Raw genomic sequence first — 16235 nt, 5'->3', positions numbered from 1 at the left:
GAGCGGGTGCAGAAATGCGTCCGCTTTTTTTTATCATTTTCCTGCAAATTCACGTAAGGGGTTTTTTTATTAAAATATCAGTATTTTCTGCTATAATAATAATCTGAAATAATAATAGAGAATCCGGGAGTGCAGCAATGAAGCGCAGAAAAAGCAAAAAGCGTACAAAACGCAGTTCAAATATAGCCTTACTGTTATTTTTTATGGTTTTGATTTTTGTCTTATTTGACCAATTCAAGCAGATTAATATAAAGGAAACTGCAGTTTCTTTGATGCCAAATTTGGTATCTAAAAACGTCCAGCATTACACGCCTTTACTTGAAAAGGAATTGAAAGAGGTCAATCTCGAAGAATACACACTTGTTCTGGCCGCAATCATGCAGCAGGAAAGCAAAGGGAAGGGCGGGGACCCAATGCAGGCTTCTGAATCAGCAGGATTGCCCCCAAATTCAATTCAGGATCCGGAACAGAGCATTAAACAGGGAGTAAAACACTTTCAGAAAGCATTAAATTATGGCAGTAAAAAAAATGTAGACTTCCCTGCCGTGATCCAGGCTTATAATATGGGAATCGGATATATTGACTTTGTCGCTGAACAGGGGGGAAAACACAGTGAAGAAATCGCAAAGCAATTCTCTCTCAAGCAGGCTGAAAAGAATCCGGAGGTTTATGATTGTGGAGACGATAAGAATAATTTCCGCTATCCATACTGTTATGGTGATTTCACATATACCACTAAGGTAACAAAGAATATCGAGATTCTCACAGCAAGCGGCACAGGAAAAAACGGGGAATATAAATCAGTTTGGTAAAACCAAACATAATAATATTATGGTAAACTATAACCGCACCTTATTGTGCGGTTTGTTTTTTAAGAATATGCGTTTTTCCATATACATCCACAAACTCTAGAAAGTGACCCTTCAAATCAAATGTAAAAACCTCATACAAAAATTCTGATTTGAGAATAGCTTTGCCATCTGCAAGGGTAAAAGGTTGTATTTGATATTTATATAGTGCCCCATATTTCTTTGGCATGGTCACAAACAATTTATTGTTTTCCCAATGGACTGATGAATATATTTCATTGGATTTGTATTCACCTATAAGATTTCTCCATGGAATAGGCTCTCTTACAGGTGAAAACCTTTCCGGCATGCGAACTTCCTTATTTAAGATGGTTTTGGATATATCCTCACAGATTTTGTCCGCTGGAGTGATATTAACATTACTCAACACGATAATGGTAAGATCCTCTTTAAAGTTCATCAACAGTTCATTTGTAAAGCCATTAATGTCCCCAAAGTGTCTGGCTGTCTCCGAATTGCCGCTAAACCAGCCATAGCCATATCTCCAATGGTTGGCTGTGAACATTTTTGAGGTCATGTTTTTGTTTAGCAGTACACCATTCCGCAATGCTTCTGTCCACTTGTATAAATCCTCAGCAGTGCTGTACATCCCATATGCTCCCTGTGGAATGCTCATATCTACAAATTCTGCGTTAATTACCTCTTCCCAGACCGAATGACCGCTGGCCAAGTCCTTCACAATCTTGCGGCCATGATCAATGCCTGTATTTTTAAGTTGAAGTGGTTTAAAAATATTCTCCAGGAGGAATTGTTCATAGGGTAAACCTGAAACGTTTTCAATTAAAGCAGTCAGGAGCAGATATCCTGCATTGCTGTATTGCATGTCTGTACCGGGCTTAAATTGCAGCGGTCTGCTTTTAATCCAATTGACGGATTGTTTCAGACTGGAAGGAAGGCGCATATATTTCTCACAGTATTCAGAAGAGAAAGTGAAATAAGCCACACCCGAAGACTGGCATAATAAATGGTGGATGGTCACACCGTTTTCAGAATGGAAATTGTTAATATAGTCATTAATTTTATCCGAAAGATTCAGTCTTCCTTGCTGGTGGAGCAACAGGACAGCCGCGGCGGTAAATGACTTTGTTAAAGAAGCGATTCGGAACCTGGTGTCTGACGTGTTTTAAATGGCATATTGATAGCTTGATAGTCCATATCCTTTATTCAGAATGACTTCTCCTTTATTTGCTGCAAGTGCAGATCCATTAAAATAATTGCCCTCGGCAAGGATGTTCATATACTCATTAATTTGCTGTTTCTTGTCCATGAAAATATTCCGCCTTTATGTATAATTGTTTACCATTCTTCATATATATTGGCTGTTGTCTGATTTTTCTCCTTCCCTGGAAAATTATAGATTCATAAGTTTTTATATAAAAAGTGAAACCAAATTGTATTTCATTCGTCTATATAGACGTGCAGCATTTATAAATGTCTTAAAATCAGCTTATACTGTGAATAGGGTTCTCACCCTGTTTTTATCGGCATTAAGAGCGGTTTATCTGGACATGCTTGACATTTTATTAAATGCGAGTATAGTTATATTCTTGTGCAGTGCTTTTTTGCCTGTTCATAGATTATTAATATGTTTCAGGTAAACTAATAATTAGGCTGATTGCCAACATTAAATTTTTAAATTACTAGCGAAGTATGTTACAATAATGTGCTAGAAGGCAGGTGTATGATTTTGAATACTTTACTTCATAAAAGTCAGGATATATTGAATAAATATATAGGCTTTTTCTTTTTAGCAGTATTTCTGCTCTGGATGAAAACGTATATTACTCAAATGACACAATTTAATTTAGGCATTGAAAGTGCCTTGCAGCAGTTCCTTTTATTCATTAACCCGCTTGGGTCTGCATTGCTGTTTTTAGGAATTGCATTCTTTTTTAAAGGCAGAAGAAAATATATCGCTTTGATGGTTATGTACTTCTTCCTGTCGTTCCTGCTGTTTGCAAATGCAGTGTACTACCGTTTCTTTAATGACTTTATTACACTGCCGACATTGACGCAGACACAAAATTTCGGTGATGTCAGCGGAAGCATCAGCTCACTATTAAAGCCAACTGATATCTTTTTCTTCCTTGATTTCATCGTGCTTGCCGGCTTGCTTATTTTTAAAGCCGTTAAAATTGAAACAAAGGATTTGACGCGCCGCAGATCAGCAGCCCTAATCTATGCGTCGCTTGCCATTTCCTTTGCAAATCTGGGCCTGGCTGAAACAGACCGCCCTGAGCTTTTGACAAGAGGTTTTGACCGTAACTATATTGTTAAATATCTGGGCATGTACAATTATACAATCTATGATGCAGTGCAAAGCACGAAGGCATCCGCACAAAGAGTTATGGCGGATAGCAGTGATACAACTGAAGTCATTAACTTTACAAAATCTAATTATGCTGAGCCGAATCCGAAATATTTTGGAAAAGCCGAAGGCATGAATGTGATCTACCTTCACCTTGAGTCCATTCAGACATTTTTAATGAACTATGAATTGCATGGTGAAGAAGTAACACCATTCCTGAATTCGCTGATAGAAGAGGAAAATACAACGTATTTTGATAACTTCTTCCATCAAACTGCACAAGGGAAAACAGCTGATGCTGAGTTTATCCTTGAGAACTCCCTATATGGGCTCCCTCAGGGTTCTGCCTTTACAACAAAAGGCATGAATACGTACAATGCAGCGCCGGCAATTCTGAAGGATAAAGGATATACTTCTGCGGTCTTCCACGGCAACTCCGGAAGTTTCTGGAACCGTAACGAAATTTATAAATCATTTGGATATGATAACTTTTTTGATGCAGATTATTATGATTTAAAACCTGAAAACATGGCTGACTACGGTCTAATGGATAAGCCGTTCTTTGAACAATCCATGCCGTATCTGGAATCGCTGAAGCAGCCGTTCTATTCTAAATTCATTACAGTGTCCCATCACTATCCGTATCATATGGATCAGGAGATGGCGACAATTGAGCCCCATACTACAGGGGACAAATCAGTTGATAATTACTTCCAGACAGCCCGTTATGCTGACGAAGCGCTTAAACAGTTCTTTGAACAGCTGAAGGCTTCCGGCCTGTATGAAAACTCAGTAATTGTCATGTATGGTGACCATTATGGAATTTCCAAAAATCATAATAAAGCAATGGAAAAAGTGCTTGGCAAGGAAATTACACCGTTTGATAGTGCCGGTCTGCAGCGTGTTCCTCTATTCATCCGTGTACCTGGCATGGAAGGCGGAGTAAATCATGAATTTGGCGGTCAGATCGACCTGATGCCAACATTGATGCACTTGCTTGGGATTGATACTAAACAGTATCTCCAATTCGGTACAGACTTATTATCAGAAAATCATGATGACCTTGTGCCGTTCCGTAACGGAGACTTCATGAGTCCAACCATTTCATCTGTTGACGGAAAGTACTATGATTCAACAACGGGTGAACTGCTGGATGAAAGCCGTTTTGAAGAAGCGAAAAAACTCCAGGAAAGTGCTGAGCAGAAATTGGCACTATCTGATAAAGTGGTAAACGGAGATCTTCTCCGCTTCTACCAACCGGAAAACTTCGAACCGGTTGATCGTTCAAAATACGATTACAAAGCAGAAAACAATGGGGTAATCAAAAAGAACGATGAAACCGAAGAAACGTCTGAAGCTGAACCAGCTGATAAATAAATTAAAATTGCCTGCGGGAGATCCTGCAGGCAGTTTTTTTACGCATTTCTTTTAATCCAAAAAAAACAAAACTTATGGACAAAATTAAAATATACTTTAATTAAAGTGCTTAACCACTGTTTTAATGTAATGCATATTTTATAATAATACATATAGATGTACATACCGAGGGGGAGTAAAAATGAAAAAGCTTGCCGGCAAAAAAGTTGCACTTTTAGGTTCACGGAAAATAGAAGATATCAGTAAATTGGTGGAGAATCAGGGAGGGGTTGCTGTCAGCAGGCCCGCTCAGGGAACATCACTGCTGAAAGATGAAAAACTCCAGGACCATGTAGAAATGCTGACTGAGTGCAGTTTCGATTGGATTATTTTTACGACTGGAATCGGTGTTGAAACCATTTATCAAACTGCTCTTGAGATGAATAAGAGTGATGCACTGATCAGCAGCCTGCAAAAAGCAAATATTGCTGCAAGGGGATACAAAACCGCCAATATGCTGAAAAAACTTAATATCATACCTGCAGTTCGGGATGATGACGGCAGCATGGCAGGATTACTTCGAGAGCTCTCAGCATATCCCCTAAAAGGCATGAAAGTAGCTCTGCAGCTTCACGGCGACCCCGCACCACTCCTAAAACAATGGCTCGAAGATAACCAGGCCGACTATGAAGAAATTCTTCCATATACCCATATTCCTCCGGAGGAAAAAGTGATGAGTCTGCTGCTTTCAGAGATCCTTGATGGAAAGCTCGATTCCGTATTTTTCACAAGCACTCCACAAGTGAGGAATTTATTCAGCTTCGCCCGCCAAAAGAATACAGAAGAACAATTGAAAACCTGTTTGTCGGAAAAAACTGTTGCGTTATCTGTTGGAAAAGTAACTGCTCAAGCTTTATATGAAGAAGGGATTATTAGAGTCATTTTCCCCGAAGTCGAAAGGATAGGCAGTGCGGTAATTGAATTAGCCCGTTTCTATACGGAAGAAGATTTTTAGGAATAAAGTTTGTATTCATAAATGTGCAGCATTGCAAAATTTATCATGGAGCCTTTATAGGCTCTTTTTCAATGACTAGATGTATATACAAATTTTTAAAAAATTTTTAAAAAATATTGAAAAGGCTTACACTTCGTGATATTATTACAACGTAAACGTTTTCGTAAAAAATAATACAGCAATTTAAAGCAGGTGGGATATGTCTTATACCATCAAAGATGTTGCCAAAAAAGCAAATGTCTCCATTGCAACAGTCTCCAGGATTTTAAATGGCCAGGGAGGCTATTCGGAAAAAACAAAATTCAAGGTTCTAAAAGTGATTGAAGAACTGGGATACCAGCCAAACGCAGTGGCAAGAGGATTAATTAACAAAAGAACACATACGATTGGGGTGCTTTTCCCGAAGCTTTCCAGTTCTCTGGTAACCGATCTGCTGGATGGCATTGAAAAGGCTGCTAATGACAACGGTTCCAGTGTGATCGTCTGCCATACAGAATCAAATGGCGAAAAAACGATGAAGTATCTCCAGCTGCTTATCGAAAAAAGGGTAGACGGGATAATTTTCGCAAGTGAAATATTAAAGGATGAGTATTATCAATTTGTAACTAAAACCAAGATGCCGATGATTTTGCTTTCGACAGAGTCCTATGCGTACCCGGTGCCTTTTGTAAAGGTCAATGATTTTCATGCAGCATATGCTGCAGCTAAGCATTTAATCGACAAGGGGCATACCAAAATTGGAATGATAAGTGGAAACAAGGATGATATCATCGCGGGTATTCCCAGGATTGAAGGCTTTAAGAAAGCTTTATCAGATCATGGCATACCGCTGGGTTCCCAAAATATTGTGTTCAGCAGGGGATTTACATTCCCTGATGGAGTTGAGGGCTTTAAAAAGCTTGTCGAACAGTTCCCGGATGTTACGGCGATATTTGCTGCAAGTGATGAAATGGCTATCGGTGCCTTATCCGCAGCATATCAATTGGGAATTAACGTCCCGGAAGAGTTGTCTGTTATGGGTTATGATAACTTGAGCCTGGCTGAGATGTCCATCCCGCCGCTGACTACAGTAGGACAGCCTCTCGCAAAAATGGGTGAGGCTGCTGCAGAAATGCTTTTTACCATCATGGAAACTGGCGAAACTCCGGAAAGCCGGATTATGCCGCATAAAATCATTGAAAGAATGAGTGTGAAAGAGAGGCAATAAGAACTCTCTTTTTCTCAGCTCAATTACGTAAACGTTTACGTAATTGAGCTATAAAACAAAAACACATAGGGGGATATACCATGTTTAAAAAAATGACTGCAGGTGTGATGGCATTAACTTTAGGAGCCTCTTTATTGGCTGGATGTTCATCTGATGGTGCTGATGACGGAAAAGTAACGCTTGAGCTCTTCTCCAATAAATCAGAAAGCATCGAGACATACAAAGGATTGATTAAAGAATTTGAAGCGGAATATCCGGATATTAAGATCAAATTGGATGCACCGCCAGAAGCGGAAACAGTCCTGAAAACACGGCTTACCAAAAATGATCTTCCTGATATCATGTCCATTGCTGGTAATGCAACATACGGCGAGCTTGGACGTGCAGGCGTTCTAGAGGATTTTTCAGGCACTGATTTAGCTAAAACAGTCCAGCCATCTTATATCGACATGATCAATCGTCTTGTAGGACCTGAAAGTGAAGGTACTTTCGGACTTCCGTATGCTACAAATGCGAATGCGGTTATTTACAATAAAGCGAAGTTTGAAGAACATGGCCTTGAAGTCCCTGCTACCTGGGATGAATTCATCGCCAGTCTTGAAAAGGTGAAGGCTGCTGGTGACACACCGATTTACTTCACGTTAAAAGATGCCTGGACTGGCATGATTGCATGGAACTCTCTTGGTGCGAATGTTGCAGGAGAAGATTTTGCCGAAAAGAAAAATGCCGGCGAAACATCATTCACCGATAAATATGATGAAGTTGCAGACAAGATGGCAACATTAGTTCAGTATGGCCACAAGGACAATATGGGTGTTGCTTACGGGGATGGAAACAATGCATTTGCGGCTGGCAAATCTGTTTTCTACCTGCAGGGCAACTGGGCAATCCCTGAAATTCTAAAAGCAAATCCTGACATGGAACTTGGAGTATTTCCAATGCCTGTAACAAACGATCCTGCACAAAACAAACTTGTTTCTGGTGTAGATGTTCTTTTAGCAGTCAGCAAAGATACTGAGCATAAAGAAGAAGCGATGAAATTTGCTGAATTCATGATGAATAATGATACTGCTCAAAAGTATATTGACGAGCAGAAAGCTTTCTCAGCCATTGAAGGAGTATATCAGGAAGATCCGGTGTTTGAAGGAATCAAAGCTAACTTTGAAAATGGCACCATCACAAGCTTCCCCGATCACTATTACCCTGCAGGCATGGGAGCCGAAAACCTTGTTCAGGAATTCCTGATCAAGAAAGATAAAGAAAAATTCCTGAAGAAAATGGACAGCGAATGGGAAAAAGTTCAAAACCGATAAAGGCATCGGGCCAGGGAATCTCATGATTTCCTGGCTTTCTAAAAAGGAGTTGTCACTATGAAAAAGAAAAACAGTGTGTTTCTCATCATCACCATACCCGCTTTCCTTCTTTTCTTTATTTTCCACAGCTTTCCCGCTTTGCAGGGGATTTTTTACAGCTTTACTGATTGGAAAGGGTATGGAGATTGGAATTTTGTTGGGTTAAAAAATTACTTAAACGTTTTTAAAGATGAACGGGCAGGGGATGCCTACTTATTTACTTTTAAATTTGCCATTGTTGCGACCATTTTGGTCAATATCATAAGCCTTCTTGTGGCCATCGGGCTTAATTCCAAGATAAAGTTTCACAAAACGCTTCGGGCAATCTACTTCCTGCCTTACATTCTAAGTATCTTGATTGTTGGCTTTATCTTTAATTTTATTTTTGCTCATTTCCTGCCGCAGATTGGCGATGTATTCGGATGGGAAATTTTGACCCGCAATATTCTTGGAAACCCGGACCTTGCCTGGATCGGAATTGTCATTGTAGCCGTTTGGCAGGCTGTGTCCTTTAATACGATATTGTATCTTGCAGGGCTTGTGACAATTTCAGAGGATTTATATGAAGCTGCAAGCATTGACGGTGCTGGTGTCTGGACAAAATTTTGGAAAATTACATTTCCGCTCATCGCACCATTTTTCACTATTAATATGGTTCTCTCATTGAAAAACTTCCTTATGGTCTTTGATCAGATTGTTGCCTTGACTGGAGGAGGTCCGGGAAAGTCGACCGAATCCATTTCCCTGCTAATTTATAGAGGAGGATTTGAAGGCGGAGAGTTTGCCTATCAATCAGCCAATGCGGTCATATACTTTATCGTCATCATCGTCTTTTCTGTTATTCAGCTGAAATTCTTAAATAAAAGAGAGGTGGAAAACTAATGAATCGCAAAAAAACGAGCTGGCTTGTGACCACTCTATTAATCTTAGGTTCATTGCTCATTCTTTTTCCACTGTATTTAACTATTACCATTGCGTTTAAAACACCGCCTGAAATGGCAGGGAATTTACTGGCTCTTCCTAAGTCATGGTCATTTGACAACTTTGCACAGGCCATTGAAATGACTAATTTCTTTAATGCATTTAAAAACAGTGCATTTGTTACAGTATTTGTAGTCATTTTTACAGTGTTAACGAACTCGCTTGTTTCATATGCCATCGCCAGAAACCTTCATAAGAAGTTTTATAAGTTCCTATACTTCTATTTTTTAAGTGCTATGTTTATACCTTTTCCAATCATCATGCTGCCGCTTGTCAAACAGACCAGTGCATGGGGAATGGATAACCTGGTTGGATTAATCATTTTGTATATCGTTTTCAACCTTTCTTTCAATGTGTTTATCTATATTGGCTACATCCGTGCCATTCCGGTTGAATTGGAAGAAGCGGCTATCATGGACGGAGCAACCACATGGGGTGTTTTCTGGAAAGTCATTTTCCCGCTTCTGGCACCAATGAATGCAACCGTCGCAATCATTACGAGCCTTGGTGCATGGAATGACTTTATGCTTCCGCTTGTCTTGCTCAGCGACCGGGAAATGGCCACACTTCCGCTGGTGCAGTACATTTTCCAGGGCCAATTCAGCACAGATTACAATCTTGCATTTGCCTCCTACTTAATGGCACTTGCGCCAATGATTATTGTGTACATCTTTGCTCAAAAATGGATCATAAGCGGTGTAATGAAGGGTTCTATAAAATAAAGATGAAATTATTCTTTGATCGGAGTTGTATAAATTGAACAAAACATGGTGGAAAGAAAGCGTTATTTATCAAATCTACCCAAGAAGTTTCAATGATTCAAATGGGGACGGAATTGGCGATATCAACGGAATCACTGAAAAGATTCCATACTTAGCCGAATTGGGGATCGATGTCATCTGGCTATCCCCCGTTTACAAATCGCCTAATGATGATAATGGCTATGACATCTCAGATTACCGTAATATTATGGATGAGTTCGGTACTATGGAAGACTTTGACGGGATGCTTGCAAAAGCCCATGAACACAGGATCAAAATCATGATGGACCTCGTTGTCAACCATTCAAGCGATGAACACCAGTGGTTCCAGGAATCACGAAAATCTAAAGATAATCCGTATCGAGATTATTATATTTGGAAAAAGACGGACAATGGCGAGCCTCCTACTAACTGGGGAGCAGCGTTTGGCGGAAGCGTGTGGGAATATGATGAACAAACCGGCGAATATTACCTGCATCTGTTCAGCAAAAAGCAGCCTGACTTGAACTGGGAAAATCCTGTTCTGCGAAATGAAGTGTATGAAATGATGTGCTTCTGGCTGGATAAAGGCATTGATGGTTTCCGCATGGATGTAGTCAATTTCATTTCAAAAGATACGAGCTATCCTCAGGGGAAGATCAGGGAAGGACACAAATATGGGGACGGCAGCGAGTATTATATGAACGGTCCAAGAATTCATGAGTTCCTGCAGGAAATGAACAAGGAAGCCCTTAGCCCGTATGATACCATCACGGTTGGCGAGATGCCTGGTGTAACAGTTGATGAAGGCAAACTCTACACCGGCCGGGACAGAAATGAATTAAATATGGTATTCCATTTTGAACATGTGGGCCTTGGAGATGGACAATACGGCAAATGGGACCCCCGCCCCTGGAAATTGACTGATTTGAAAGAGATCTTCAACAAGTGGCAAAAGGGCCTTGAAGAAGATGGCTGGAACAGTCTGTACTGGAGCAACCATGACCAGCCCCGCGCCATCTCCAGATGGGGAAATGATTCAGAAGAATACCGTGTAACTTCTGGTAAGATGATTGCTGTGTGCCTTCATATGATGCAGGGGACGCCTTATATTTACCAGGGCGAGGAAATCGGCATGACAAATGTTAAGTTCATTGATATCAATGATTACCGTGATATCGAAACATTGAATGCCTACCGTGATCTTACACCGGATTCCTTAACACATGATGAGATTTTTAAAGGCATTCATGAGAGAGGCAGGGATAATGCGAGAACGCCTGTTCAGTGGGATGCCAGCCCGAATGCAGGCTTTACAGACGGAAACCCTTGGATCAATGTGAACCCGAATTACGAGAAGATTAATGCAGAAGCAGTTTTAAAAGACGAAGACTCGATCTTCCATTTTTATAAGAAGCTCATTCAGCTTAGAAAGCAAAATGAAGTGATTGTATATGGAGCATTCGATTTAATAATGGAAGAGGATGAGCAGATCTTTGCTTTTACACGGACTCTGGGTGATGACCAGCTGCTTGTGATCTGCAACTTCAGTGATGGAACACCGGACTTTAAGCTGCCGGGACATGTCCTTTATTCGTCTAAGGAACTTCTGATATCCAACTTGACTGCAGATGAAAATGAAGAAATTGATAACCTGACACTCAAGCCATATGAAGCTAGAGTGTATCGATTGAAAAAATAAAGACAGGGCCTGTTTAGGGCCCTTTTTTACGAAGATTTGATGATAATGAGGTGGCCCTGTGAGTAAAAAATGGTGGAAAGAAGCTGTTGTATATCAAATTTACTGGAGAAGCTTTTTTGATTCCGATGGTGATGGCTATGGTGATTTAAGAGGGGTTATAAAAAAGCTTGATTATATTAAGAATCTTGGCGTTGATGTGATTTGGCTGAATCCCTTTTATCAATCACCAGACCGGGATAATGGCTATGACATTTCAAATTATTATGGAATTATGGAAAAAGCCGGTGACATGGCAGCTTTCGATGAGCTGATCCATGAAATACATCAGCGCGGTATGAAGGTCATTATGGATCTGGTTGTAAACCATACTTCTGACCAGCATCCCTGGTTCGTGGAATCACGCTCCTCCAAAAATAATCCGAAAAGAGATTGGTATATTTGGAAGGATCCAAAGGATGGCAGGGAGCCAAATAATTGGCGCTCCTATTTTGCTCCATCCTGCTGGGAATGGGACAAAGCATCAGGACAATATTATTATCATTCCTTTGCAGTCGAGCAGCCGGATCTTAATTGGGAAAATCCTGAACTGCGCCAGGAAATCTACAAAATGATGCGCTTCTGGCTGGATAAAGGCATTGACGGGTTTCGAATGGATGTGATTAATTTACTGGCCAAAAAAGAAGATTTATCAGAGGCAGAGAATCCTTATGATATAAGCTACCTGGCCAATAACCCCGGTATCCATGACTATCTTCAGCAAATGCACCGGGAAGTCCTTCAGCATTATGATGTGATGACTGTCGGTGAGATCCCGTTTGTTTCACCGGAAGAGGGACTGCTCTATGTGGATGAAAGCAGAAATGAACTGAACACTCTGTTCCATTTTCAGGTGGCAGATGAAATGCCGGTATGGGATATGCTGAGATTCAAGGAAATCCAAACAAGCTGGCATGAAGGCCTTAAGAAAAAAGGGTGGAATTCGCAATTCCTTAACAACCATGATCACACAAGACAGGTTACCCGCTATGGAAATGATGGCCAGTACCGTATTCAGTCTGCGAAGCTATTGGCAGCTATGATTCATACCTTGCCTGGAACTCCTTATATCTATCAGGGCGAAGAAATCGGCATGACAGGTGTGAGATTCGATTCCATTGAAGACTACAATGACATTGCTATGAAAAATAAATATCATGAAGAAGTTTCAAAAGGGCGTGACCCTCAGGAGGTTTTTGAAAGCTTATTGCTTTTGAGCCGCGATAACTCCAGGACACCGATGCAGTGGAATGCAAGCAGCCAGGCAGGCTTTACAGCTGGTGAACCATGGATCAAAGTGAATCCGAATTATAAGGAAATCAATGTCGAATCAGCTCTGAATGATACAGACTCCGTATATTATTTTTATCAAAAGCTGATTGAATTAAGAAAACAAAACGAGGTAATGGTTTATGGGGATTATAAGGATCTATTGCCAGATGATGAACACCTATATGTATATACACGTTCCTATAATGATGTAACCTGGCTGATAGTTTTAAACCATGATGACGAACAGCAGAGATTTACGTTTAATGGATTCACAAACCGGAAGCTGATTCTTTCTAATTATAGAAGTGACTTTGAAAAAAATGAAGAAGTACTGCATCCCCATGAAGCTAGAATATATAAGATAATTAATGGTTAAAGCAGAGGACCCGTGCGGTTCTCTTTTTTCTTTGCGAAAACTTCTATGGAAGTAATTCAGAAAGCTCCACCTCAATATCAGTAACATCAGGCAAACCACAGAACATCATTACTTTTTCCCCAACCCTCCCTATGCTATCATTAACAAGTAGTCTATTCTGGGAGGATTCATCTTTGAAAAAGGACTTACTTGAAAAAGCAGCAGAATTTATAAAAATGTATTATGGTGAACAGAATAAAAGTCCTGCTGAGCTAAACAGCAGGTTAAGGGAAATCGAATATTCTATTGCAAAGCAAGGGTATTATGAACATACTTTTGAAGAATTGGAATTTGGTGCAAAAGCAGCGTGGCGAAATAGCAATCGCTGCATCGGCAGGCTGTTTTGGGATCAGCTGAATGTTTTGGATAAGCGGAATGTGAAACAAGCGGATGAAGTATTTTCTGCTCTTTTTGAACATATACAATTTGCCACTAACAATGGCAGACTGCGTCCGGCCATCACCATTTTCTCTCCGGACACTTCCGAACAGGGACTTAGAATTTGGAATCATCAGCTAATCCGGTATGCTGGGTATGAGACAGAGGAAGGCATTATTGGCGATCCTCACTCCATCGCATTTACAAAGCAATGCATGAAATTGGGCTGGGAGCCGAAGTACGGCAAATTTGATGTGCTGCCATTAGTTATACAAATGAACAATCAGCCGCCCCAATTAAGGAAAATACCGGAAGAGATGATTCTTGAAATAGAGATTGAGCATCCAGAGTATAATTGGTTCTGTGATCTCGGTTTGAAATGGTACGCAGTCCCGATGATATCGGATATGAAACTGGAAATTGGGGGCATCTCCTATAATGCAGCCCCATTCAATGGCTGGTATATGGGTACTGAAATTGGTGCGCGGAACCTGGCAGATGATTTTCGTTATGATATGCTTCCTCAAATTGCCTCATTAATGGGGCTTGATACCAGGTCGAATTCTTCGCTGTGGAAGGATCGGGCCCTGGTGGAATTAAATGCAGCCGTACTGCATTCCTTTAAAAAAGAAGGGGTTAGCATAATAGACCATCATACCGCTGCACAGCAATTCAAGAAATTTGAAGAAAACGAAAAGAACCAGGGGAGGGACCTGACCGGTGACTGGACCTGGCTGATTCCGCCCGTTTCCCCTGCTGCTGCACATATTTTTCATAAGCAGTATAATAATAAAGTGAAAACCCCTAATTACTTTTATCAAGATACTCCTTATCAAAAATGAAAGCCGGCATTCAAAAATGCCGGCTTTCTCATTTGTTAATTCATCTCTCCATCACTGGTTCTTCGGTCCGTTTTCTCTGAAGGAATCTTAGATAGCTGGTCCATAGGCTCCATCATAGATTCAAGAAGACTTCCTTTAACTCGGTTTTCTTCATTAATATTTTTCGACTGAACATTCTCGCGGTTGTCCATCATTTCACCTCATTCTATATTTTCACATAGAGTTTACTTTCAGCTTTGTGATTATTCCAAAAACCCAAAAGTCATAGGTTAAATTCCCTCTCAATGGAAATAATGGAATCTAAAAGATCTTTTGGAGAAGACTAATGACCAATATATTATTAATTGCAACACTTGCAATGATTTCCTTATTATATATTTTTTTATTATTTATGCTTGTTATCGGCTGGCGCTGGATTATGAAGCGGGCAGTGAAGCAGGCAGGAAAAATTATTATGACAGACAGCTATCAGGAAAACCTCATTGAGCTGATTCCCGGCTTTAAGCATATGGGCATTCAAAATGCGCTTGAAAACAACCTTCGTGCTGAAACGGGGGATGTGCTTCACCGTCCATTTGGCTCCTCGAAAAAATGGCCGCATTTTGAAGAAATTACGTTTATCCCTGCACAGACATCCCCTTTCCCCATTGACGGTGAGGAAGACGTTGATGTGAAAGTGACAATTGGTCCAAAAGCGAAAAAGCCGATGAAAATCAAAATTCCACTGATGATTAGTGGAATGGCCTATGGAATCGCTTTAAGTGAGCAAGTCAAAATTGCATTGGCCACAGCTGCCAAGAATACAGGAACAGCCATCAATTCCGGTGAAGGCGGAATACTGCCTGAAGAGCTTGAAAGTGCGGGGAAGTACATTCTTCAGTTCTCCAAGACGGAGTGGGGTAAGGAAGAAAAGACTATTAAAAGGGCGGACATGATTGAACTTAAGCTGGGTCAGGGAGCTACACTGGGTATGGGCGGCAACATCTCCCCTGAAAATTTAACCGGTCGTGCAAGGGAAGTCATGGGGTTAAAGGAAAACGAAACTGCCCATATAATGGAACATTTTTTTGAAAAACAGACATTGAAGGATTTAAAAGAGCTGGTGGATGAGCTGCGTAAAATGTCCGGAGGTGTCCCGATCGGCGCAAAAATAGGGGCAGGCGGAAAGATCGAAGATGATATTGATCATTTAATCGAAATCGGGGTGGATTTTATCGCAGTTGATGGGGGACAAGGGGCTTCTGTCGGTGCACCTCCCTTATTGGCAGACGATTTTGGAATACCAACCCTGCATGCTATCACCCGTGCCTCAAACCATCTTGAAAAAAGAAAAATGAAGGGGGATATCAGCTTAATTGTTTCTGGAGGTCTTTTTACACCAGGACACTTTTTAAAAGTCCTGGCGCTTGGAGCGGATGCGGTTTATCTGGGATCTGTAATGCTGTTTACTGTTTCTCATAAACAAACATTGAATGCTCTTCCTTTTGAGCCGCCAACACAGGCTGTCTGGAACCAGGGGAAATTCAAAGATGTATTTAAAACGGAGGATGGGGCTAAGTCGGCGGAAAAGTTCTTGACCGCGAGCACCGAGGAAATCAAAATGGCTTTAAGAGCCATGGGGAAAAAGTCATTAAAAGAATTATCCAAGAAAGATCTTGTGTCTTATGATGAACTCACCGCGAAAATGATCGGAATCCCATTTTCCTTTGAACCATGGGAGGACAAATCTAAGAAGATATAAAAAAGCCTGGCACTTGTAAGC

General features: G+C 40.7%; 13 protein-coding genes and 1 pseudogene. 11 read left to right on the top strand and 3 right to left on the bottom strand.

The genetic code is table 11. From position 1 onward, the window contains the following. Nucleotides 1-137 precede the first annotated feature (137 nt). A complete protein-coding gene (locus tag AC3WTL_RS06535) occupies nt 138-812 on the top strand; it encodes a lysozyme family protein (protein ID WP_197246171.1) in 675 nt (224 codons plus the stop codon). Nucleotides 813-852: 40 nt separating this feature from the next. Here AC3WTL_RS06535 and AC3WTL_RS06530 read toward each other — a convergent pair. Beyond that, nucleotides 853-1977 (bottom strand): annotated as a pseudogene (locus AC3WTL_RS06530) (serine hydrolase domain-containing protein); the annotation flags it as partial. Nucleotides 1978-1992: 15 nt separating this feature from the next. Then, on the bottom strand, nt 1993-2136 hold the full coding sequence (locus AC3WTL_RS06525) for a hypothetical protein (RefSeq protein WP_197246169.1): 144 nt from the start codon (nt 2134-2136) through the stop codon (nt 1993-1995). 414 nt (nt 2137-2550) lie between these two features. On the opposite strand from AC3WTL_RS06525, the gene ltaS reads away from it, so the two are divergent. From ltaS to AC3WTL_RS06480, 9 genes are all read left to right on the top strand, one after another. After that, complete coding sequence (gene ltaS, locus AC3WTL_RS06520) at nt 2551-4554, top strand: lipoteichoic acid synthase (RefSeq protein WP_163141371.1); 2004 nt, start codon at nt 2551-2553, stop codon at nt 4552-4554. 181 nt (nt 4555-4735) lie between these two features. Continuing rightward, entirely contained in the window at nt 4736-5548 is an 813-nt protein-coding gene (locus AC3WTL_RS06515) for a uroporphyrinogen-III synthase (RefSeq protein ID WP_197246165.1), read from the top strand. Nucleotides 5549-5747: 199 nt separating this feature from the next. Beyond that, entirely contained in the window at nt 5748-6755 is a 1008-nt protein-coding gene (locus tag AC3WTL_RS06510; protein WP_048008823.1) for a LacI family DNA-binding transcriptional regulator, read from the top strand. An 80-nt stretch (nt 6756-6835) separates the two neighbouring features. Then, entirely contained in the window at nt 6836-8068 is a 1233-nt protein-coding gene (locus AC3WTL_RS06505; protein WP_226619184.1) for an ABC transporter substrate-binding protein, read from the top strand. Nucleotides 8069-8125: 57 nt separating this feature from the next. Continuing rightward, complete coding sequence (locus AC3WTL_RS06500) at nt 8126-8989, top strand: carbohydrate ABC transporter permease (protein ID WP_048008821.1); 864 nt, start codon at nt 8126-8128, stop codon at nt 8987-8989. After that, nucleotides 8989-9810, top strand: a complete 822-nt coding sequence (locus AC3WTL_RS06495; RefSeq protein ID WP_048008820.1) for a carbohydrate ABC transporter permease — start codon at nt 8989-8991, stop codon at nt 9808-9810. Before AC3WTL_RS06500 ends, AC3WTL_RS06495 begins: the two co-directional genes overlap by 1 nt. A gap of 34 nt (nt 9811-9844) precedes the next feature. After that, nucleotides 9845-11530 (top strand): glycoside hydrolase family 13 protein, encoded by a 1686-nt coding sequence (locus AC3WTL_RS06490; RefSeq protein ID WP_283935675.1) that lies wholly within the window; start codon nt 9845-9847, stop codon nt 11528-11530. A 58-nt stretch (nt 11531-11588) separates the two neighbouring features. Beyond that, nucleotides 11589-13214 (top strand): glycoside hydrolase family 13 protein, encoded by a 1626-nt coding sequence (locus AC3WTL_RS06485; protein WP_048008818.1) that lies wholly within the window; start codon nt 11589-11591, stop codon nt 13212-13214. A gap of 173 nt (nt 13215-13387) precedes the next feature. Then, the gene (locus AC3WTL_RS06480) at nt 13388-14473 is read left to right on the top strand and encodes a nitric oxide synthase oxygenase (RefSeq protein ID WP_048008817.1); all 1086 of its coding nucleotides are present in this window, start codon (nt 13388-13390) and stop codon (nt 14471-14473) included. A 35-nt stretch (nt 14474-14508) separates the two neighbouring features. On the opposite strand, the gene AC3WTL_RS06475 is transcribed toward AC3WTL_RS06480, so the two are convergent. After that, the gene (locus tag AC3WTL_RS06475; RefSeq protein WP_492369228.1) at nt 14509-14667 is read right to left on the bottom strand and encodes a hypothetical protein; all 159 of its coding nucleotides are present in this window, start codon (nt 14665-14667) and stop codon (nt 14509-14511) included. A 131-nt stretch (nt 14668-14798) separates the two neighbouring features. On the opposite strand from AC3WTL_RS06475, the gene AC3WTL_RS06470 reads away from it, so the two are divergent. Continuing rightward, nucleotides 14799-16214: an FMN-binding glutamate synthase family protein gene (locus AC3WTL_RS06470; RefSeq protein WP_048008816.1), complete on the top strand. Its 1416-nt coding sequence runs from the start codon at nt 14799-14801 to the stop codon at nt 16212-16214. Nucleotides 16215-16235: the final 21 nt, after the last annotated feature.

This window comes from Cytobacillus sp. EB106-05-05-XG126 (genome assembly GCF_058791715.1).
This window is presented reverse-complemented; position numbering and strand designations above follow the sequence as displayed.

Excerpts from the sequence above, each read along its gene's own strand:
- AC3WTL_RS06510 (WP_048008823.1), top strand. The coding sequence starts at position 5,748 with ATGTCTTATACCATCAAAGATGTTGCCAAAAAAGCAAATGTCTCCATT.
- AC3WTL_RS06470 (WP_048008816.1), top strand. The coding sequence starts at position 14,799 with ATGACCAATATATTATTAATTGCAACACTTGCAATGATTTCCTTATTA.
- AC3WTL_RS06495 (WP_048008820.1), top strand. The coding sequence starts at position 8,989 with ATGAATCGCAAAAAAACGAGCTGGCTTGTGACCACTCTATTAATCTTA.
- AC3WTL_RS06535 (WP_197246171.1), top strand. The coding sequence starts at position 138 with ATGAAGCGCAGAAAAAGCAAAAAGCGTACAAAACGCAGTTCAAATATA.
- AC3WTL_RS06500 (WP_048008821.1), top strand. The coding sequence starts at position 8,126 with ATGAAAAAGAAAAACAGTGTGTTTCTCATCATCACCATACCCGCTTTC.
- AC3WTL_RS06515 (WP_197246165.1), top strand. The coding sequence starts at position 4,736 with ATGAAAAAGCTTGCCGGCAAAAAAGTTGCACTTTTAGGTTCACGGAAA.
- AC3WTL_RS06505 (WP_226619184.1), top strand. The coding sequence starts at position 6,836 with ATGTTTAAAAAAATGACTGCAGGTGTGATGGCATTAACTTTAGGAGCC.
- AC3WTL_RS06525 (WP_197246169.1), bottom strand. The coding sequence starts at position 2,136 with ATGGACAAGAAACAGCAAATTAATGAGTATATGAACATCCTTGCCGAG.
- AC3WTL_RS06475 (WP_492369228.1), bottom strand. The coding sequence starts at position 14,667 with ATGATGGACAACCGCGAGAATGTTCAGTCGAAAAATATTAATGAAGAA.
- ltaS (WP_163141371.1), top strand. The coding sequence starts at position 2,551 with ATGATTTTGAATACTTTACTTCATAAAAGTCAGGATATATTGAATAAA.